The sequence below is a fragment of the Ectopseudomonas guguanensis genome (assembly GCF_900104265.1).
GTDB lineage: Bacteria > Pseudomonadota > Gammaproteobacteria > Pseudomonadales > Pseudomonadaceae > Aquipseudomonas > Aquipseudomonas guguanensis.
This window is the reverse complement of the sequence record NZ_FNJJ01000015.1, coordinates 1-18,451: the sequence shown is the minus strand read 5'-3', so window position 1 is coordinate 18,451 and position 18,451 is coordinate 1. Positions and strand designations below refer to the sequence as shown.

17 protein-coding genes and 2 tRNA genes are annotated in these 18,451 nt (G+C 63.6%); 13 read left to right on the top strand and 6 right to left on the bottom strand.

The annotated features are described in order from the left end of the window. Window positions 1–112: 112 nt before the first annotated feature. A complete protein-coding gene (gene arfB / locus BLS61_RS19855; RefSeq protein WP_090433763.1) occupies window positions 113–526 on the top strand; it encodes an alternative ribosome rescue aminoacyl-tRNA hydrolase ArfB in 414 nt (137 codons plus the stop codon). 106 nt (window positions 527–632) lie between these two features. Here the strand turns inward: arfB and BLS61_RS19850 are convergent, their stop codons facing one another. Both BLS61_RS19850 and gap read right to left on the bottom strand, forming a co-directional pair. Next, window positions 633–1,097 (bottom strand): methylglyoxal synthase, encoded by a 465-nt coding sequence (locus tag BLS61_RS19850; protein WP_090433761.1) that lies wholly within the window; start codon window positions 1,095–1,097, stop codon window positions 633–635. Window positions 1,098–1,109: 12 nt separating this feature from the next. Further along, complete coding sequence (gene gap, locus BLS61_RS19845; RefSeq protein WP_090433759.1) at window positions 1,110–2,111, bottom strand: type I glyceraldehyde-3-phosphate dehydrogenase; 1,002 nt, start codon at window positions 2,109–2,111, stop codon at window positions 1,110–1,112. A gap of 129 nt (window positions 2,112–2,240) precedes the next feature. Here gap and edd point away from each other — a divergent pair, with 129 nt between their 5' ends. Next, window positions 2,241–4,064, top strand: a complete 1,824-nt coding sequence (gene edd, locus BLS61_RS19840) for a phosphogluconate dehydratase (protein ID WP_090433757.1) — start codon at window positions 2,241–2,243, stop codon at window positions 4,062–4,064. A 175-nt stretch (window positions 4,065–4,239) separates the two neighbouring features. Here the strand turns inward: edd and rdgC are convergent, their stop codons facing one another. Continuing rightward, window positions 4,240–5,160: a recombination-associated protein RdgC gene (rdgC, locus tag BLS61_RS19835; protein WP_090433755.1), complete on the bottom strand. Its 921-nt coding sequence runs from the start codon at window positions 5,158–5,160 to the stop codon at window positions 4,240–4,242. Between the two features lie 303 nt (window positions 5,161–5,463). Between rdgC and BLS61_RS19830 the strand changes: the two genes are divergently transcribed. The 7 genes from BLS61_RS19830 to BLS61_RS19800 all read left to right on the top strand — a co-directional run bounded on the left by BLS61_RS19830 (window position 5,464) and on the right by BLS61_RS19800 (window position 8,698). Beyond that, window positions 5,464–5,539: transfer RNA gene (locus tag BLS61_RS19830), tRNA-Val, on the top strand. Window positions 5,540–5,554: 15 nt separating this feature from the next. After that, a tRNA-Asp gene (locus tag BLS61_RS19825) sits at window positions 5,555–5,631 on the top strand. A 187-nt stretch (window positions 5,632–5,818) separates the two neighbouring features. After that, window positions 5,819–6,535 carry a BamJ family beta-barrel-assembly machinery protein gene (bamJ, locus tag BLS61_RS19820; RefSeq protein ID WP_013714481.1) on the top strand — a complete coding sequence of 239 codons (717 nt, stop codon included), beginning with the start codon at window positions 5,819–5,821 and terminating at the stop codon, window positions 6,533–6,535. Window positions 6,536–6,871: 336 nt separating this feature from the next. Next, window positions 6,872–7,315 carry a YkvA family protein gene (locus BLS61_RS19815; protein ID WP_090433753.1) on the top strand — a complete coding sequence of 148 codons (444 nt, stop codon included), beginning with the start codon at window positions 6,872–6,874 and terminating at the stop codon, window positions 7,313–7,315. Window positions 7,316–7,534: 219 nt separating this feature from the next. Further along, window positions 7,535–7,858, top strand: a complete 324-nt coding sequence (locus BLS61_RS19810) for a helix-turn-helix domain-containing protein (RefSeq protein WP_090433751.1) — start codon at window positions 7,535–7,537, stop codon at window positions 7,856–7,858. Beyond that, window positions 7,855–8,220, top strand: a complete 366-nt coding sequence (locus BLS61_RS19805; protein WP_090433749.1) for a hypothetical protein — start codon at window positions 7,855–7,857, stop codon at window positions 8,218–8,220. The genes BLS61_RS19810 and BLS61_RS19805 overlap by 4 nt, the downstream gene beginning before the upstream one ends. Next, window positions 8,213–8,698, top strand: a complete 486-nt coding sequence (locus BLS61_RS19800; RefSeq protein ID WP_090433746.1) for an SEL1-like repeat protein — start codon at window positions 8,213–8,215, stop codon at window positions 8,696–8,698. Before BLS61_RS19805 ends, BLS61_RS19800 begins: the two co-directional genes overlap by 8 nt. On the opposite strand, the gene BLS61_RS19795 is transcribed toward BLS61_RS19800, so the two are convergent. Beyond that, window positions 8,687–10,441 carry a bifunctional diguanylate cyclase/phosphodiesterase gene (locus BLS61_RS19795; protein ID WP_090434023.1) on the bottom strand — a complete coding sequence of 585 codons (1,755 nt, stop codon included), beginning with the start codon at window positions 10,439–10,441 and terminating at the stop codon, window positions 8,687–8,689. The genes BLS61_RS19800 and BLS61_RS19795 overlap by 12 nt on opposite strands. Before the next feature lie 99 nt (window positions 10,442–10,540). After that, the gene (locus BLS61_RS19790; RefSeq protein WP_167358759.1) at window positions 10,541–12,622 is read right to left on the bottom strand and encodes a carboxy terminal-processing peptidase; all 2,082 of its coding nucleotides are present in this window, start codon (window positions 12,620–12,622) and stop codon (window positions 10,541–10,543) included. Window positions 12,623–12,750: 128 nt separating this feature from the next. On the opposite strand from BLS61_RS19790, the gene BLS61_RS19785 reads away from it, so the two are divergent. From BLS61_RS19785 to ahpF, 3 genes are all read left to right on the top strand, one after another. Further along, window positions 12,751–13,713 carry a zinc-binding dehydrogenase gene (locus BLS61_RS19785; RefSeq protein WP_090433742.1) on the top strand — a complete coding sequence of 321 codons (963 nt, stop codon included), beginning with the start codon at window positions 12,751–12,753 and terminating at the stop codon, window positions 13,711–13,713. A 155-nt stretch (window positions 13,714–13,868) separates the two neighbouring features. Continuing rightward, window positions 13,869–14,432 carry an alkyl hydroperoxide reductase subunit C gene (gene ahpC, locus BLS61_RS19780; protein WP_003241777.1) on the top strand — a complete coding sequence of 188 codons (564 nt, stop codon included), beginning with the start codon at window positions 13,869–13,871 and terminating at the stop codon, window positions 14,430–14,432. Between the two features lie 153 nt (window positions 14,433–14,585). Then, entirely contained in the window at window positions 14,586–16,142 is a 1,557-nt protein-coding gene (gene ahpF, locus BLS61_RS19775) for an alkyl hydroperoxide reductase subunit F (RefSeq protein WP_090433741.1), read from the top strand. Between the two features lie 164 nt (window positions 16,143–16,306). Here ahpF and BLS61_RS19770 read toward each other — a convergent pair whose 3' ends face one another. Continuing rightward, a complete protein-coding gene (locus BLS61_RS19770) occupies window positions 16,307–17,149 on the bottom strand; it encodes a bifunctional allantoicase/(S)-ureidoglycine aminohydrolase (RefSeq protein ID WP_003241781.1) in 843 nt (280 codons plus the stop codon). 143 nt (window positions 17,150–17,292) lie between these two features. On the opposite strand from BLS61_RS19770, the gene BLS61_RS19765 reads away from it, so the two are divergent. Next, window positions 17,293–18,147: a LysR substrate-binding domain-containing protein gene (locus tag BLS61_RS19765; RefSeq protein WP_090434021.1), complete on the top strand. Its 855-nt coding sequence runs from the start codon at window positions 17,293–17,295 to the stop codon at window positions 18,145–18,147. Window positions 18,148–18,451 lie beyond the last annotated feature (304 nt).

Here is an 18,451-nt window from a genome sequence, read left to right as displayed (position 1 = left end):
CAGGCCGCTACGTTAGCCGAGGCGCCCGGCAAATGCCGTGGGGAAATTTCAAGCAAAGATTACAGCTTCGGCGGAGTATCCTGATGAGCATGAGCCTCAATAAGTCCTGTTCATGCTGATCGTCTCCAATAGCGTTCACCTGCCCGATGATGAAATCGAACTGACCGCCATTCGTGCCCAGGGCGCGGGCGGGCAGAACGTCAACAAGGTGTCCAGCGCCGTGCACCTGCGCTTCGACAGCCAGGCCTCGTCCTTGCCGCCGTTCTACAAGGAGCGTCTGCTGGCGCTTGCCGACAGCCGCATCACGGCTGGCGGTGTGGTGATCATCAAGGCGCAGCAGTACCGCACCCAGGAGCAGAACCGCGCCGACGCTCTCGAACGTCTTGCCGAGCTGATCCGCAGCGCCGGCAAGGTGGAAAAGAAACGCCGCCCGACCAAACCGACCCTGGGCTCGAAGAAGCGCCGCCTGGACGGCAAGAGCAAGCGCGGGGCGATCAAGGCGGGGCGGGGCAAGGTGGACTTCTAGTGGCCCGTCAGCAGTCAAATGCCGCAGAAGATAGCGGCTTCACGTAGGGTGCGCCGTGCGCACCTGAATCTCGCGGGGCGCAAAGCCTAGACGGCCTCGCGACACCCTACCCGCGGGCCGCCAGATAGGCCTGGTAGTCCGGAATGCGATACTCGTGCTGCTGTTCCAGCAGGCTGCTGCTGAGCAGGTAGTCGGCGCTGCTTTCGTTGCAGGCCACAGGGATGTTCCACACCGCAGCCACGCGCAGCAGCGCCTTGATATCGGGATCGTGTGGCTGCGGTTCGAACGGGTCCCAGAAGAACACCAACATGTCCACGCGCTGTTCGGCGATGCGTGCGCCAATCTGCTGGTCGCCGCCCAGCGGGCCGCTGATCATGCTCTCCACCGGCAGCTCCAGGCGTTTGCTCAGAAGCAGGCCGGTGGTGCCGGTGGCCACCAGCTCATGGCGCGCCAGCTTGTCGCGTTGGCGTTCGCACCAGTCGAGCAGGAAGCCCTTGCAGTGATCGTGCGCCACCAGGGCGATACGCTTGCGCGCCGGCAGCTGGGCACGGGTAAAGCTGATACGGCTCATCGAGCCTCCTGTTCAGTTCAAGCGGGCCAGCACCAGGCAGTTGTCCAGCATGCGGTTGGAGAAGCCCCATTCGTTGTCATACCAGGCCATGACCTTGAGCAGCTTGCCGCTGACCTTGGTGTGGTTGGCGTCGAAGATCGATGACAGCGGGTTGTGGTTGAAGTCGCAGGACACAAGCGGCAGCGCGTTGTAACCGAGAACCGGGGATTGCTCGCTGGCCGCCTTGAGCAGGGCGTTGACCTCCTCTGCAGTGGTTTCGCGCTTGACCTGCACGGTCAGGTCGACCAGCGACACGTTGATCACTGGTACGCGCACGGCCATGCCGGTGAGCTTGCCGGCCAGTTCCGGCAGCACCAGACCCACCGCTTCGGCGGCGCCGGTCTTGGTCGGGATCATCGATTGGGTCGCCGAGCGCGCGCGATACAGGTCGCTGTGGTACACGTCGGACAGGTTCTGGTCATTGGTGTAGGCGTGGATGGTGGTCATCAGCCCCTGTTCGATGCCCAGCTCGCGCTGCAGTACCTGCGCCACCGGCGCCAGGCAGTTGGTGGTGCAGGAGGCGTTGGAGATGATCTGCATGTCCGGCGTCAGCACCTGTTCGTTGACGCCGTACACCACCGTAGCGTCAGCGCCCTTGGCAGGCGCTGATATCAAGACCTTGCGTGCGCCGGCTGTGAGATGCGCGGCGGCCTTGTCACGTTCGGTGAACAACCCGGTGCATTCGAGCACCACATCGACCTGATGGGTTTTCCATGGCAGCTCGGCGGGGTTGCGAATGGCACTGACGGCGATGCGATCGCCCTTGATCCACAGGCTTTCGCCGTCGACCTTCACTTCTTCGGGGAAATGGCCATGGACGCTGTCATATTGCAGGAGGTGAGCGTTGATGGTGCTGTCGCCCAGATCGTTGATCGCCACGACCTGCAGGTGTTGGCGATAATTCTGGGTATAGAGTGCACGTAGCACGTTGCGGCCGATACGGCCGAAACCATTGATGGCGATTCGTAGGGTCATGGTGAAGGTCTCGTCAATTTGTTGTTTTAATTACAAGATTATTCTCATTTCTATGGAAATCAAGCTCATTGAGTGGCAATATTTTGTTGTAAATACAAACAGAAGCTAGTTGCTAGCCTGGAGATGCCCATGCACCCCCGCGTTGTCGAAGTTACCGAACGTCTTGTCGAGCGCAGTCGCGCCACGCGCCAGCGCTACCTGGAGATGATCCGCGCGGCTGCCAGTGAAGGCCCGCAGCGGGGCAAGCTGCAATGTGCCAACTTCGCGCATGGCGTGGCCGGCTGCACTGGTCACGACAAGCAGACCCTGCGCCTGATGGACGCATCCAATGTGGCCATCGTTTCCGCCTACAACGACATGTTGTCGGCGCACCAGCCTTACGAGGCCTTTCCCGAGCAGATCAAGCAGGCCCTGCGCGAACTGGGGTCGGTCGGGCAGTTCGCTGGTGGCGTGCCGGCCATGTGCGACGGCGTCACCCAGGGTGAGCCGGGCATGGAGCTGGGCATCGCCAGCCGCGAGGTGATCGCCATGTCCACCGCCGTGGCGCTGTCGCACAACATGTTCGACGCCGCGTTGTACCTGGGCGTTTGCGACAAGATCGTGCCGGGCCTGGTGATGGGCGCGCTGCGCTTTGGCCATCTGCCCTCGCTGTTCGTGCCGGCAGGTCCCATGACCTCGGGGCTGTCCAACAAGGAAAAAGCCGACGTGCGTCAGCGCTACGCCGAGGGCAAGGCGACCCGCGACGAGCTGCTGGCGGCGGAAATGGCGGCCTACCACGGGCCGGGCACCTGCACCTTCTATGGCACCGCCAACACCAACCAGTTGCTGATGGAGGTGATGGGGCTGCACTTGCCGGGCGCTTCCTTCATCAATCCGGGCACGCCGCTGCGCGAGGCGCTGACCCGCGAGGCGGCGCAGCAGGTCACCCGCCTGACCAAGCAGAGCGGAAATTTCATGCCCATCGGCGAGATCGTCGACGAGCGCTGCCTGGTCAACTCCATCGTCGCCCTGCATGCCACCGGCGGCTCCACCAATCACACCCTGCACATGCCGGCCATTGCCCGCGCTGCCGGCATCCTGCTGACCTGGCAGGACATGGCCGATCTGTCCGAGGTGGTGCCGACCCTGGCCCACGTCTATCCCAACGGCAAGGCCGACATCAACCACTTCCAGGCCGCTGGCGGCATGGCCTTCCTGATCCGCCAGTTGCTCGAAGCCGGGCTGTTGCACGAAGAGGTCAATACAGTGGCTGGGCGAGGCCTGTCGCGTTATACCCGCGAGCCCTTCCTCGAGGATGGCAAGCTGGTCTGGCGCGATGGACCGACCGAGAGCCTGGAGGAAAGCGTGCTGCGTCCGATAGCGCAGCCGTTCTCGGCAGAAGGCGGACTGCGCCTGATGCAGGGCAATCTCGGTCGTGGCGTGATGAAGGTGTCCGCGGTGGCGCCTGAGCATCAGGTAGTTGAAGCGCCGGCGCTGGTATTCGAGGATCAGCTGGAGCTGGTCGAGGCGTTCAAGGCCGGCAATCTGGAGCGCGATTTCGTTGCCGTGGTGCGTTTCCAGGGGCCGCGCAGCAACGGCATGCCTGAACTGCACAAGATGACGCCTTATCTGGGGGTATTGCAGGATCGCGGTTTCAAGGTTGCGCTGGTCACCGACGGGCGCATGTCGGGTGCCTCGGGCAAGATCCCGGCGGCCATTCACGTCTGTCCGGAGGCCTTCGATGGCGGGCCGCTGGCGCGGGTGCGCGACGGCGACCTGATTCGTGTCGATGGTCGGAGTGGCGAATTGCTGCTGCTTGCCGACGAGGCCGAATTCGCCGCGCGCGAGACGGCGGCCAGGCCGGCCCCGGCAATGGGCTGCGGGCGCGAGTTGTTCGCTTTCATGCGTCACAACTTCAGCACGGCGGAGCAGGGCGCCAGTGCCTTTACCGAGAGCCTCGAATCGCTGGTCTGAAGCAGGCGCCAGTAGCCCGGATGAAATCCGGGAATCGCTGGTGCAATGGCCCCGGATTGCATCCGGGCTACTCGCTGGTATGAAGGGTAGGGTGGACAACGCGAAGCTTGTCCACCTCCTGTCCGAATGGTGGATGAACAAAGCGTCAGCTGCGCGCCCCGATCCACCCTACGGATCAGATACCCTGTGGAATCTCTTCGCCGCCCAGCGCGGTGAACAGCTCCGGCAGGAATTCCACCAGGGTCATCATCATCAGGATGAAGCTGGCGTCCTGCTGAGCCAGGGCGTCATCGCCGCCGTCCTGCTCGGCCTGCTCCTGCAGCACGTCCTCGAAGCGCAGACGCTTGATGGTCAGCTTGTCGTCGAGCACGAAGGACAGCTTGTCCTGCCAGGCCAGCGACAGTTGGGTGACCTGCTTGCCGGTGGACAGGTGCAACTGGATTTCCTCACTGGTCAGGTCCTGGCGCTTGCAGCGCACCACGCCGCCGTCCTCATGGGTGTCACGCAGCTCGCACTCGTCGAGCACGTAGAAGCCTTCGGCGGCCTTCTGCGTTTTCAGCCAGTCGGTGAGGGTGGCGGTCGGTGCGATCTTCACCGACAGCGGGCGCACCGGCAGCGAGCCGATGGCTTCGCGCAGGGTGGAGAGCAGGTCTTCGGCCTTCTTGGCGCTGGCACTGTCGACCAGGATCAGGCCCTGTTTCGGCGCGATGGCGGCGAAGGTGCCGGATTTGCGGATAAAGGCGCGCGGCAGGAAGGCCTGGACGATCTCATCCTTGATCTGGTCGCGCTCCTTCTTGTACACCTTGCGCATCTGCGTGTTTTCGATCTCGTCGACCTTCTCCTTCAGCGCGTCACGCACCACCGAGCCGGGCAGGATGCGCTCTTCCTTGCGTGCGCCGATCAGCAGGAAGTCGCCGCTGACATGCACCAGCGGCGCATCGCCGCCCTTGCCGAAGGGAGCGGTGAAACCATAGGTGGTCAGTTCCTGGCTGGCGCAGGGACGGGCCGGTTTGCTGGCCAGTGCGGTCTCCAGCGCTTCGGCGTCGAAGGGGATGTCCTGAGTGAGGCGGTAGACCAGCAGGTTACGAAACCACATGAGCGGGTGACTCTCCATTAATGATGAAGTCGCGGGGTGGCGCCATCGATGGGCTTTGATCTTGGCAAAGCCGGCGCGCAGCGACGGATGGGGTGGCGGGCGAGCAACGCGAAGCTGATCGGTCCGCCGGCACAGAGCGCGCATTATTCTCCGCTGGCGTGCTCAGGCCAACCCTGACAACGAACCGTTGAGGAAATTCGCCGGTGTCGCCTAAGTTCTTGCTGCGACGATAAATTTTTTTGCGAAGAGGGCTTGCCAAGGTCCTGAACGCTCTCTAGAATGCGCCCCACTTCGAGAGTGAATGGGTGGTTAGCTCAGCCGGGAGAGCATCTGCCTTACAAGCAGAGGGTCGGCGGTTCGATCCCGTCACCACCCACCAATCTCGCAGTTACGCGCAGCGGTAGTTCAGTCGGTTAGAATACCGGCCTGTCACGCCGGGGGTCGCGGGTTCGAGTCCCGTCCGCTGCGCCATTCTTCTCCTCGCTTCATCCCCTCCTGTGACAACGCTTCGGCATTCGCCGAAAAATCCGAAAAAATCCTTTGCTTGCTTGAACTTATGTGCGTTGCTCGGCTCCTATGCCGTAGCCAGTGATCGCGGCGTACTGCTAAGCTCGCGTTTTCACACGACGGCCTTCGGGCGCATCTACAAGGAACAAGCATGAAACAGCATCGTTTGGCGGCGGCAGTTGCCCTGGTAGGCCTGGTGCTCGCCGGTTGCGATTCGCAAACCAGCGAAGTCGAACTCAAGAGCCCGGCGCAGAAAGCCTCCTACGGCATCGGCCTGAACATGGGTCGAAGCCTGTCCGAAGAGGGCATGGACGATCTGGACTCCAAGGCCGTCGCTCAGGGCATCGAAGACGCGCTGGCGAAGAAGGAGCCGCGCATCAAGGATGAAGACATGATCGAGGCCTTCTCCTTCCTGCAGAACCGTGCCGAAGAGCGCATGACTGCGCTGAACAAGGAAGCCGCCGAAGCCGGCAAGAAATTCCTCGAAGAGAACGGCAAGCGTGAAGGCGTGGTCACCACCGCTTCCGGCCTGCAATACGAAGTGATCAAGAAGACCGACGGCGCGCAGCCGAAGGAAAGCGACGTGGTCACCGTTCACTACGAAGGCAAGCTGACCGATGGCAGCGTGTTCGACAGCTCTGTCGCCCGCGGCAGCCCCATCGACCTGCCGGTCGGTGGCGTGATCCCGGGTTGGGTCGAAGGTCTGCAGCTGATGCATGTCGGCGAGAAGTACAAGCTGTACATCCCCAGCGAGCTGGCTTATGGCGAGCAGAGCCCGTCCCCGGCGATTCCGGCCAATTCGGTGCTGGTGTTCGACCTGGAGCTGATCGGCATCAAGGATCAGGCCGCCGAGCCGACCGAAGAGTAACACCTGGTACTTGCGTACGACGCCCCGTCTTGACGGGGCGTTGTCGTTTTTGCGGGGCAAAAAAAAGGTTGCCAGGGTGTGCAGTGTTACGCTTATGCACATTCTGGGAAACATTCCCGACAAGCTGGCGCTACAGCTGCCCAGCCTTGATGTCAATCGGCAACTTGTTGATTTTCATGGGTTTTATATGCTGTATAAAAAATATCCGATCTAAGCCGAGGCCCCATGCCACGGGGCTTTGATAAGCTTGTCGAAAGACTTTGCACAGATTTATCCACAGCTTCGGTGGATAAGCGAGGCAAGCCCGTAGAGAGCCTGGCTTGCCGAGGAGGCCGCATGAAAATTCCCTGGAGACTGACGCGTTACCTGCCACTGGCTGCCCGTTTTCTCCGTGAGGGCAGGTTGCCCGAACTGGTGCGTGCGCTGGGCGACAAGCGCACACCGCAGGGGCAGCGCTTCGCCGCGTTCAAGGAGGACGTGCACCTGCTGCGTGCGCTCAGCCTGGCCTGGTTCAAGGGCGAGTACCGGCAGATCAGCAGCCAGGCCCTGCTAATGGTCGTGGCGGCGCTGCTGTACTTCATCACGCCGCTCGATGCCATTCCCGACTGGCTGCTGGGCGTCGGTTTGGTCGACGACCTGGCCGTGCTGGCCTGGGTGATGCGCACCTGGCATGGCGAGCTGGAGGCCTTCCGGGCCTGGCGTGAGCGGCAGAACCCCGAGCGCATGGCGCTTATCGAACAGCTGCCGGCGGCGGAGCGGGTCGATCCGCTGCATTCCTGATCCTCGCCCGGTCGCTGCCTCCAGGCCGAAGCGCCGGGCTCCCATGGCACTGCGGGCCGGCCTGATGCAGGCAGTCGTTCCGTTCGCAAAGCCGCCGCATTCTCAACGTCTTGATACCTTGGCCGCATGAGCACGCCCCACGCGGCAGACGCCTGTTAAGATGGCGGCTTGCAAGGAAGGGGTCGAGATCGCCGGCCCTGCTTTCCAACGGAGAGATTCATGACTGTGCAAATCATTGCCCGCGACGGTGAACCGGAATACGCGGTGCTGCCCTGGGCCGATTATCAGGCCCTGCTGCAGGCCGCGGGCCGTCAGCAGCCTGCCGCGGCCGTTGCGCCCACGCCGGCTGACGCAGCCAATCGCGCCCCCCTCGGCGAGCTGCGCGCGCTACGCGAAGCCAAGGGCCTGAGCCCGCAAACGCTGGCCCGCAGCGTCGGCATCAGCCCGCATTATCTGGCCCTGATCGAAAGCGGCGAGCGTCAACCCGATGCGGCCATCCTGCGTTCGCTGGCCTGGGAACTGGGGCTGGAGGGCTGGTCTTGAGCGTGCGCATCAGTCGCCAGCAATGGCAGGCATTGCTGAGCGAGCTGGACGATGCCCGCCGTCAGCGCCATTTGCTTACCTATCGGGCGCTGATCGAGCGCCTCGACCTGCCAACGCCGGCCATGCAGACCCTGACTGCCGCCCTCGAGCACCTGGCCGCGCTGGATGCCCGCGCCGAGCGCCCGCTACGTAGCGCTCTGGTCATCAGTCAGGGTGCCAGTCGCCTACCGCGCACCGGCTTCTTCGATTGCGTGACGCGCCTGGGGCGCTTCAGCGGCGCTTCCGACGGCGTGGCGGCGGCATCCTGGCATGCGGCGGAGGTGGTGCGAGTGTTCGAATTCGATTACCCCGCCGATGTCTAGGTGGCTGTGGCAGCTGCGCGCGCGCCTGGGCTACTGGCTGGCCCGGCGCCTGTTCCATTGGCCTGCGGCACTGCGCCAGCCGCGTCTGTGGCAATGGATGCAAGGGCAGTACGGACGCATGGCCAATCTGGGCGATACTGCTGCGCAGAGCTTCTACGGTCATATCCTGCTGTTTCGCGGCCAAGGTCTCGGTGCGCGCGAGGAAGGGCTGAGGCTGTTGCGTCTGGCCGCCGATGGCGGCGATGGCAAGGCCGCTTACCAGTTGGGCGTGCAGGCGCTGCAGGGCGATAGCCGGCAAGCGCCGGATGCAGCGCAGGCGGTACGCTGGTGGGAAATGGCGTTGGCAGCCGGCCACCCGCTGGCGGCTGGCCGGCTGAGCCGGCTCTATCGTGAGGGTGCTCCGGGTTTGCCAGCTGACCCACAGGCTGCCGAGCGCTACGCCGCCATGGCGGACGGGAGCGGTCGCTCAGGCCGCTGAACCGTCCAGGATGTGCAGGCTGTAGCCAGGCACGGCCTTGGCCTGGCGCTTGGCATCGGAGGCCAGTTCGGCCAGGCGCGAGGCATCGAGCTGCGCGCAGTCTGCCGATCTGACATGTACCACGCCGATCGACAAGGACAGCAGTGCATATTCCTGACGCTGGCCGTGGCGATTGTGGGCGATGAAACAGCCGGCCTGCAGGTGCTCTTCACGGTAGAAGCGTCGGCACTGGTTCTGGAAGTCCTCGATCAGTTTGCCGAGCTTGTCGCGCCAGTCGGTCGAGCCGAGCACCAGCATGAAGTCATCGCCGCCAATGTGGCCGACGAAATCGCGTGCCGGATCGACCCGCTCGTTCAGGCACTGCGCCAGACATAACAGCACCTCGTCGCCCTTGGCGTAGCCGTACAGGTCGTTGAAGGGCTTGAAGCTGTCGATGTCGACATAGCAGACCGCGGCTTCGCGGCCCTGCTGCAGCAGGCGAGCCAGGCATTGCTGGATGGGCACGTTGCCCGGCAGCAGGGTCAGCGGGTTGGCATGCCGCGCCTGCTGCAGCTTCTGCTCGGTGATCAGCCTGAGCACGTCGATCACCCGTCCCAGGCCCAGGTAGCGGCCGTTCTGGATGATGATGAAATCTTCCTCGATGCGCTGGCGTGCGCGACTGGTGAGCAGGCGGCTGACCTTCTGCAGGGACTGGGTCAGCTCCACGGCGAGAAAGTCCTGGCTCATCAGGCGGCTGATGGGCTTGCGCGCGAACAGATCGGTGGCGAAGGGCTTGAGCAGTGCCTCGGACAGCGAATGCCGGTGGACGATGCCGACCGGCTGATGCTGGGCGTCCAGTACCGCCAGGGAGTTGAGGTTGGCCTGGGCGCGAAAGATCTCCAGCACCTCGGCGATGGGCGTGTGCTGGTCGACCGCCAGCTGTTCGTTGAGCAGGTCGCCGAGATCGTGGCTGTCTTCGCTGAGACTGGCCTGGTTGGCCCGAATCTGAGGCAGCAACTGGCGTGCTTCGCGCGGGGGCTTTTCCTGGGGTCTGCTGAGCAGGTATCCCTGCACCAGATCCACGCCCATTTCGGCCAGTACCGTCAGCTCCTCGGGCAGCTCGATGCCCTCGGCGATCACCTGCGCGCGCGAGGCTTCGGCCATCTTCAGAATGGAGCCGACGAACTCGCGCTTCACTGCGTCCTGATGGATGCCGTCGATGAAATGCCGGTCGATCTTCACGTAATCCGGCCGCAGTTCCGACCACAGGCGCAGGCTGGAATAGCCGGCGCCCAGATCGTCCAGGGCAATGGAAAAGCCCATGGCGCGATAGTGATGCAGCGCGGTATCGAGCAGGGCGAAGTCTTCGGTGGGCGACTGCTCGGTGAGCTCGATCACCACCTGGCTGGGCGGGATGCCGAAGGCCTGCAGCAGTTTCAGGGTGCGTCCCGGCTGGTGGCTGGGATCGAGCAGCGACTCGGGCGAGACGTTGAGAAACAGCTTGCCTTGCAGGCCCAGGGCGCTGAACGCCTTGCAGGCACTCTTGCGGCAGGCCATTTCCAGCTCGCTCAGGCGGCCGGCGTGGCGGGCCACGGCGAACAGTGTCAGGGGCGAATGCAAGGGGCTGTTGGAGGGGCCTCGGGTCAGGGCCTCGTAGCCAAGGATGCGCTGTTCGGACAGCGAGACGATGGGCTGGAACAGGCTGCTGATGTCGCCGTGAGCGAGGATGTTGCCCAGTGCGCTCAACTGCTCGGTGACGGTCATGGTGTTCTCGATTTGCCGGAAACGAAGGAGCCGGCTTTTGGCCGGCTCCTGCATTTCACGACAGTTCGATGACGATTTGATGACGATCGTTGAATCGCCTCAATGCAGCGCCAGCGACGGATTCAGCCCCAGGTAGTCGAGCAGGATACGTCCACTTTCCGCGAGGTAGGCATCCTCTTCCGGGGTGCTCTTCTCGTCGGCCAGGGGCAGGGCATCTTCATCTTCCTTGGCCAGTTCCTTGAGCGGCTCTTCGCCCTTGGCCTGGCGACGGTTGTTTTCCAGGGCCAGCTGCTTGGCCTCGATCTCGGCCTGACGGGCGCGGCGGGTCTGCTCGTTGAGGCTGACGGTTTTTTCCTCCATCAACTTCTTGGCCAGGCTCAGGCGGTCGCGAGTGAAGACGAAATCCGGGTCCTTGGCCGTGCGCTGGTCATGACGCGCCCTGAGTTCGGTCAGGAACGGCTTGATCGGGTCCAGCTCGGGGGTGATCGCCGGGCGGATGCTGTCCCAGGGCAGGGCGGCAGGCAGGGCGCTTTCGCCGATGTCCTTGGTGTCCATCACGTCCGGATAGAGGATGTCGGGGATCACGCCCTGGTGCTGGGTGCTCTGCCCGGAAACGCGGTAGAACTTGGCCAGGGTCAGTTTCAGCTCGCCGTGGTTGAGCGGCTGGATGGTCTGCACGGTGCCCTTGCCGAAGGTCTGGCCGCCGAGAATCAGCGCGCGGTGATAATCCTGCATGGCGCCGGCGAAGATCTCCGAAGCCGAGGCGGACAGGCGGTTGACCAGCACGGCCAGCGGGCCGCTGTAGTAGACGCCCTTGTTCTCGTCGGCCAGTACGTCGACGCGGCCGTCGGCGTTGCGCACCAGCACGGTGGGGCCCTGTTCGATGAACAGGCTGGTCAGCTCGGTGGCTTCCTGCAGCGAGCCACCGCCGTTGTTGCGCAGATCGATGACCACGCCGTCGACCTTCTCGGCCTGCAGCTCGTCGAGCAGGCGTTTGACGTCGCGGGTGGTGCTCTTGTAGTTGGGGTCGCCGGCGCGGAAGGCCTTGAAGTCGAGGTAGAAGGCCGGCAGCTCGATCACGCCGAGCTTGTAGTCGCGGCCGTCATGCTTGAGCTCCAGGATCTTTTTCTTCGCGGCCTGCTCTTCCAGCTTGACCGCTTCACGGGTGATGGTGACCACCTTGCTGGTCTGGTCGCTGGGCGGGTTGCTGGCCGGGATCACTTCCAGGCGCACGGTGGAGCCTTTCGGACCGCGGATCAGCTTGACCACTTCGTCCAGGCGCCAGCCGATCACGTCGACCATTTCATCGTTGCCCTGGGCGACGCCGACGATCTTGTCGGCCGGTGCGATCTGCTTGCTCTTCTCGGCCGGGCCGGCCGGTACCAGACGCACCACCTTGACGTGCTCGTTGTCGCTCTGCAGCACCGCACCGATGCCTTCCAGCGACAGGCTCATGTTGATGTCGAAGTTCTCCGCGTTATCCGGCGACAGGTAGGTGGTGTGCGGGTCGTAGGTGGTGGCGAAGGCGTTGATGTAGGCCTGGAACACGTCTTCGCCGCGGGTCTGCTTGAGGCGCGCCAGCTGGTTCTTGTAGCGCTTGGTCAGCAGTTCCTGGATGTCCTTGGTTTCCTTGCCGGCGATCTTCAGGCGCAGCACTTCGTCCTTGACGCGCTTGCGCCACAGTTCGTCGAGCTCGGCACGATCCTTGGCCCAGGGCGCCTTCTCGCGGTCGACCTGCAGCTCTTCATCGATGGTGAAATCGATCTTGTCGACGCCCTTGTCCAGTTCGTCCAGCGCGAAGTTCAGGCGCTCTTCCAGGCGGGTCAGGTGGCGGCGGTAGATGGTGAAGCCCGGCTCCAGGTCGCCGCTCTTGAGCAGGTCATCGAACTTGGTGCGCCACTGGTTGAATTCGGCGATGTCGGCCGCCGTGAAATAGCTGCGCGATGGATCGAGCAACTTCAGGTAGTTGTCGTAGATCTGAATCGAGCGCTCGTCGTTCAGCGGCGGCTTGTTGTAGTGATGACGGCGCAGCAGCTCCACTACGTTGAGGCTGGCGATCACCTGGTCGCGATCCGGCTGCAGGTAGTCCCAACTGGTCGCTGGGGTGGTCTTGGCCGCCAGCGGCAGGGCACTGAAGCCGAGAACGAGGGCGAGGGCGGTGCTTGCAAGGGAGCGCTTCATGCTGATTCGACGTAGTGGCAGGTGATAACGCATATTAGGCCGTATTTGAGGGCGCCAGGTTCCGTTGGCGCTAGGCGAAAGCCCGGCGGTCGGCGCTGGGCTCGGTTCACTTGCACTATGGAGGCAGCATGAAGGCATTGCAAGGCGTCGAGGGGCAGGCGCAGTGGCTCGAGCAACCGGCACAGGCCTGTGACGCGGGACAGATTCGCGTGAAGGTGGCGGCCGCTGGACTCAACCGGGCCGATCTGTTGCAGCGTGCCGGTCTCTATCCGCCGCCTCCTGGCGCCAGCCAGGCGCTGGGCCTGGAGTGCTCCGGGGTGATCGTCGAAGTCGGTGCCGGCAGCGCCTGGCAGGTGGGTGATCGCGTTTGCTGTTTGCTTGCCGGTGGCGGTATGGCCGAAGAGGTGGTGCTCGACGCCCGCCACGCCCTGCCGGTGCCGGAGGGGCTGAGCCTGGTCGAGGCGGCGGTGGTGCCGGAGGTGTACGCCACCGCCTTGCTCAACCTGTTCCAGCTCGGCGCTTTGCGTCCCGGTGAGAAAGTCTTGCTGCATGCCGGCGCCAGCGGCGTCGGCTCGGCGGCCATCCAGCTGTGCAAGGCATTCGGCAACCCGTGCTGGGTCAGCGTCGGTTCGCCCGAGCGACTGGCCTACTGCGAGGCGCTGGGCGCTCAGGGCGGCGCGCTGCGTGGTGAGGATCTGCAGGCTCTGCGTGATTTCGGGCCATTCGACGTGATTCTCGACCCGGTTGGCGGAGATTACGCCGCGCTGAACCTGGAGCTGCTGGCGCGTGACGGGCGCTGGATCAACATCGGCCTGATGGGCGGGCGCGAAGCCAGGCTCGACCTGGCACAGGTGCTGGGCAAGCGCATCCAGCTGATCGGTTCGACCCTGCGCAATCGCGACGACCAGTTCAAGGCGGACCTGCTGCGCGATCTGCAGCAGCAGGTCTGGCCGCTGTTCGCCGAGGGACGATTAAAGCCGCAACTGGAGCGCAGTTTTGCGATCAAAGACAGTGAGGCGGCATTCGAGACACTCGCTGGTAACCAGGTCGCGGGTAAACTCGCGCTGCTGATCGAGCCAAGCCTGCTCTGAACCGGGCTGCAGCCCGCGCATGGCGTGGGTTGGAATATCGATTGGTGCATTCAATCGATATCATGGCCGTAATCAATAAGCTTTTTTCCGTTAGGTAGCTAATATAGCGACCGTAGATTTTTCAACCCTCACAGAAACCTCAGAAGGAGTCAGAGATGTCCCTCATCAATACTCAGATCCAGCCGTTCAAGGTCAACGCTTTCCACGCTGGCGAGTTCATCGAAGTCACCGAGCAGTCCCTGAAGGGTAAGTGGTCCGTGCTGATCTTCATGCCGGCTGCCTTCACCTTCAACTGCCCGACCGAAATCGAAGACGCCGCCAATAACTACGCCGAGTTCCAGAAGGCCGGTGCCGAGGTCTACATCGTGACCACCGACACCCACTTCTCGCACAAGGTATGGCACGAAACTTCGCCGGCCGTTGGCAAGGCTCAGTTCCCGCTGATCGGCGACCCCACCCACCAGCTGACCAACGCTTTCGGCGTGCACATTCCGGAAGAAGGCCTGGCGCTGCGCGGCACCTTCATCATCAACCCGGAAGGCCAGATCAAGACCCTGGAAATCCACTCCAACGAGATCGCCCGTGACGTGTCCGAGACCCTGCGCAAGCTGAAGGCCGCTCAGTACACCGCCGCCAACCCGGGTCAGGTTTGCCCGGCCAAGTGGAAAGAAGGCGAAGCCACTCTGGCTCCCTCGCTGGACCTGGTTGGCAAGATCTAAATCTGCCGGCTTCCTTTCCGGCCTGTCTCAGGTCGGAAAGGACCCACTCTGCGCTGTCAGGGCCATTACCGGCCCTTGTGGCGCCCGATGCCCGGGCGCGATCCGTCCGGGCATTTTATTGCCCGAATTTTTCGTATTTGAGGAATTTCCGCCATGTTGGACGCCAATCTTAAAGCCCAGTTGAAGACCTACCTGGAGAAGGTCACCCTGCCGTTCGAGATCGTCGCGTCCCTCGATGACAGCGCGAAATCTCAGGAGCTGCTGGGCCTGCTGCAAGACATCGTCGGCCTGACCGACAAGATCACCCTGAAGACCGATGGCAGCGATGCTCGCCGTCCGTCGTTCTCGCTGGTGCGCCCCGGCGCGGATATCGGCCTGACCTTCGCCGGTATCCCGATGGGCCACGAGTTCACCTCGCTGGTGCTGGCGCTGCTGCAGGTCGGTGGCCATCCGTCCAAGCTGGACGCCGACACCATCGCGCAGATCAAGAGCATCGAAGGCAGGTTCGAGTTCGAGACCTACTTCTCGCTGTCCTGCCAGAACTGCCCGGACGTGGTTCAGGCGCTGAACCTGATGGCTGTGCTCAACCCCAATATCCGCAACGTCTCCATCGACGGTGCGCTGTTCCAGGAAGAAGTCGAGCGTCGCCAGATCATGGCCGTGCCGAGCATCTACCTGAACGGTGAGGTGTTCGCTTCCGGCCGCATGGACGTGAAGGAAATCCTCGCCAAGATCGACACCGGCGCCGCCAACCGCGATGCCGAGAAGATGAGCGCCAAGGAAGCCTTCGACGTGCTGGTGGTCGGCGGTGGCCCGGCCGGTGCTGCGGCGGCCATCTACGCCGCACGTAAGGGCATCCGCACCGCGATCGCCGCCGAGCGCTTCGGTGGTCAGGTGCTGGACACCATGGCCATCGAGAACTTCATCTCGGTCAAGGAGACCGAAGGCCCGAAACTGGTGCGCGCGCTGGAAGAACACGTCAAGGAATACGAAGTCGACGTGATGAACCTGCAGCGTGCTTCGGCCCTGGTGCCGGCCAACAGCGAAGGCGGCCTGCACGAAGTGAAGTTCGAGAACGGCGCCTCGCTCAAGGCCAAGACCGTGATCCTCTCCACCGGCGCGCGCTGGCGTGAAATGGGCGTGCCCGGCGAGCAGGAATACAAGGCCAAGGGCGTGTGCTTCTGCCCGCACTGCGACGGCCCGCTGTTCAAGGGCAAGCGCGTGGCGGTGATCGGCGGCGGTAACTCCGGCGTCGAGGCGGCCATCGACCTGGCCGGCCTCGTTGCCCACGTCACCCTGCTGGAGTTCGCCGACACCCTGCGCGCCGATGCCGTGCTGCAGAAGAAGCTGTTCAGCCTGCCCAACGTGACCGTGATCAAGAGCGCGCAGACCACCGAGGTCACTGGCGACGGTCAGAAGGTCAACGGCCTGGTGTACAAGGATCGCACCACCGAGGAACTGCATCGCGTCGAGCTGGAAGGCATCTTCGTGCAGATCGGTCTGCTGCCCAACAGCGACTGGCTCGAGGGCACCGTCGAACTCAGCCGCTTCGGCGAGATCGTCGTCGATGCCAAGGGCGCGACCAACATCCCCGGCGTATTCGCTGCCGGTGACGTGACCACCGTGCCGTACAAGCAGATCGTCATCGCCATGGGCGAAGGTTCGAAGGCATCGCTGAGCGCCTTCGACCACCTGATCCGCCACAGCTGATCGGTTGCGGTAGAAGCAAAAAGGCCACCCCTCGGGGTGGCCTTTTCGTTTTGTCGGCTGATGCGGTAGCGAGCTCCCGGCGTAGGGTGCGCTGCGCTGCGCTGCGCGCACCGATGCCTCGGTTCTGCTGGTGCGCACGGCGCACCCTACGAGTGGGGTATCACTCAGCGCTTCAGGCCGCCCAGGGTCAGCGGCATCTGACGGTTCACATCCTTGTACAGCAAGTAGCGGAAGCGGCCCGGGCCGCCGGCGTAGCAGGCTTGCGGGCAGAACGCGCGCAGCCACATGAAGTCGCCGGCCTCGACCTCGACCCAGTCCTGGTTCAGGCGATACACCGCCTTGCCTTCGAGCACGTACAGGCCGTGTTCCATGACGTGGGTTTCGGCGAAGGGGATCACGCCGCCCGGCTCGAAGTTGACGATGTTGACGTGCATGTCATGGCGCATGTCGCTGATCTCGACGAAGCGCGTGGTGCTCCAGCGGCCTTCGGTGCCGGGCATGACGATCGGCTCGATGTCCTGCTCGTTGGTGACGAAGGCTTCCGGATAGGGCACGCCCTCGACCGGCTGGTAGGCCTTGCGCAGCCAGTGGAAGCGCACGGCCTGGCTGCCGTTGTTGCGCAGCGACCAATCGCTCTGCGGCGGGATGAAGGCGTAGCTGCCCGGACGCATGGCGTGCTGGGTTCCGTTGAGGGTCAGGCTGAATTCGCCTTCGACGACGAAGATCACGCCTTCGGCGCTCGGGTCCAGCTCCGGCTTGTTGCTGCCACCGTTCGGGCCGACTTCGACGATGTACTGCGAGAAGGTTTCGGCAAAGCCGGTCAGCGGGCGGGCGATGACCCACATGCGCATGTTGTCCCAGAACGGCAGGTGACTGGTGACGATGTCACGCATCACGCCCTTGGGGATCACGGCGTAGGCTTCGGTGAACATGGCGCGGTCGGTCAGCAGTTGTTCCTGACCGGGATGGCCGCCATGCGGGGCGTAGTAGTAGGGCGATTTGCTCATCGAGAGAGTGCCTCGGCGGGTGGATGGCGCAGGGAACTGTCCCCGTGCGGAAAACAGGCTCCCCTGCACTATAGGAATTCGCAGCTGGATTCGGAAATTAAATAGTAGAATGTTTGCCAGTGGCTTTCATGATGGGTGGCGACATGCTCGATCCGGTGCTGTTACGCAGTTTTCTCGCCGTGGTGCAGACCGGCGGCTTTACCCGCGCTGCGGCCAGCCTGCATCTGACCCAGTCCACCGTCAGCCAGCAGGTGCGGCGCCTGGAGGAGCAGCTTGGCGCCGAGCTGCTCGACCGCAGCGGCCGCTACGTGGTGACCACCACCGAGGGCGAACGCCTGCTCGGCTACGCCAACCGCATCGTCGCGCTGATGGACGAAGCCATGCTGGCGCTGGGGCAGAGCGCGGTGCAAGGCGAGGTGCGCCTTGGCGTGCCGGACGATTTCGCCGCCAACAGCCTGACGCCTTATCTGGCCGATTTCGCCGACGCCCATCCGGGCGTGCGCCTGGAGATCACCAGCGGCCTCAGTCATGACGTGTGGCGCGCGTTCAATGCCGGTGAGCTGGACCTGGCGCTGATCAAGCAGCGCGCCGGTAGCGCCAAGGGCCTGGCCAGCTGGGCCGAACCGCTGGCCTGGCTCGACAGCCGCGCGCGGCCGGTGCTGGCGCGCAACCCGGTGCCGCTGGCGGTGTTCCCGCCCAACGGCCTGTATCGCCTGGAAATGACCCATGCCCTGGACGCCATGGGCAAACCCTGGCGCATCGCCTATGTCAGCAGCAGCCTGCCCGGCGTCAGCGCCGCAGCCGAGGGCGGCCTGGGGCTGACTCTGCTGCCGCGCCGGTTGATCACGGCTGCACACCGTGAACTGGGCGAGGCCGAAGGCTTCGCACCGGTAGCGCCGGTGGAGGTGGCGCTGCACGCGCGCAACCAGTTGCCCGGTTACGCGCGCGAATTGGCGGCGGCGTTGATCGAGGCCTGTGAAGGCATCATGAGCCGGTAGGGGCACGGGGCCGGGTAGGGTGCGCCATGCGCACCTGGAAACAGCGAGCCGCGATGGTTGACCGTTAGCATCAGAGGACGCTGGTGCGCACGGTGTTCAGCCGGGGGACATGGTAAACACCTGTCGGGAGACATGGGTAACGGGTTGATGATCATGTTGCCCGTTGCCTCAAGTCTATCTGGCGTAGCGTTTTGCGGATGAAGACCACATCGTAGACACCATCTTCGGCGGTGGGGCGGATAGCGACATTCTCTCCATACAAACCGCCACTGACGAAGACGTTGAGCCCTTTGAAAGACACCTG

What these genes read in the sequence shown, in the direction of transcription:
- arfB (WP_090433763.1), top strand. Translation starts at nt 113, where the DNA reads ATGCTGATCGTCTCCAATAGCGTTCACCTGCCCGATGATGAAATCGAA.
- BLS61_RS19850 (WP_090433761.1), bottom strand. Translation starts at nt 1,097, where the DNA reads ATGAGCCGTATCAGCTTTACCCGTGCCCAGCTGCCGGCGCGCAAGCGT.
- gap (WP_090433759.1), bottom strand. Translation starts at nt 2,111, where the DNA reads ATGACCCTACGAATCGCCATCAATGGTTTCGGCCGTATCGGCCGCAAC.
- edd (WP_090433757.1), top strand. Translation starts at nt 2,241, where the DNA reads ATGCACCCCCGCGTTGTCGAAGTTACCGAACGTCTTGTCGAGCGCAGT.
- rdgC (WP_090433755.1), bottom strand. Translation starts at nt 5,160, where the DNA reads ATGTGGTTTCGTAACCTGCTGGTCTACCGCCTCACTCAGGACATCCCC.
- bamJ (WP_013714481.1), top strand. Translation starts at nt 5,819, where the DNA reads ATGAAACAGCATCGTTTGGCGGCGGCAGTTGCCCTGGTAGGCCTGGTG.
- BLS61_RS19815 (WP_090433753.1), top strand. Translation starts at nt 6,872, where the DNA reads ATGAAAATTCCCTGGAGACTGACGCGTTACCTGCCACTGGCTGCCCGT.
- BLS61_RS19810 (WP_090433751.1), top strand. Translation starts at nt 7,535, where the DNA reads ATGACTGTGCAAATCATTGCCCGCGACGGTGAACCGGAATACGCGGTG.
- BLS61_RS19800 (WP_090433746.1), top strand. Translation starts at nt 8,213, where the DNA reads ATGTCTAGGTGGCTGTGGCAGCTGCGCGCGCGCCTGGGCTACTGGCTG.
- BLS61_RS19795 (WP_090434023.1), bottom strand. Translation starts at nt 10,441, where the DNA reads ATGACCGTCACCGAGCAGTTGAGCGCACTGGGCAACATCCTCGCTCAC.
- BLS61_RS19790 (WP_167358759.1), bottom strand. Translation starts at nt 12,622, where the DNA reads ATGAAGCGCTCCCTTGCAAGCACCGCCCTCGCCCTCGTTCTCGGCTTC.
- BLS61_RS19785 (WP_090433742.1), top strand. Translation starts at nt 12,751, where the DNA reads ATGAAGGCATTGCAAGGCGTCGAGGGGCAGGCGCAGTGGCTCGAGCAA.
- ahpC (WP_003241777.1), top strand. Translation starts at nt 13,869, where the DNA reads ATGTCCCTCATCAATACTCAGATCCAGCCGTTCAAGGTCAACGCTTTC.
- ahpF (WP_090433741.1), top strand. Translation starts at nt 14,586, where the DNA reads ATGTTGGACGCCAATCTTAAAGCCCAGTTGAAGACCTACCTGGAGAAG.
- BLS61_RS19770 (WP_003241781.1), bottom strand. Translation starts at nt 17,149, where the DNA reads ATGAGCAAATCGCCCTACTACTACGCCCCGCATGGCGGCCATCCCGGT.
- BLS61_RS19765 (WP_090434021.1), top strand. Translation starts at nt 17,293, where the DNA reads ATGCTCGATCCGGTGCTGTTACGCAGTTTTCTCGCCGTGGTGCAGACC.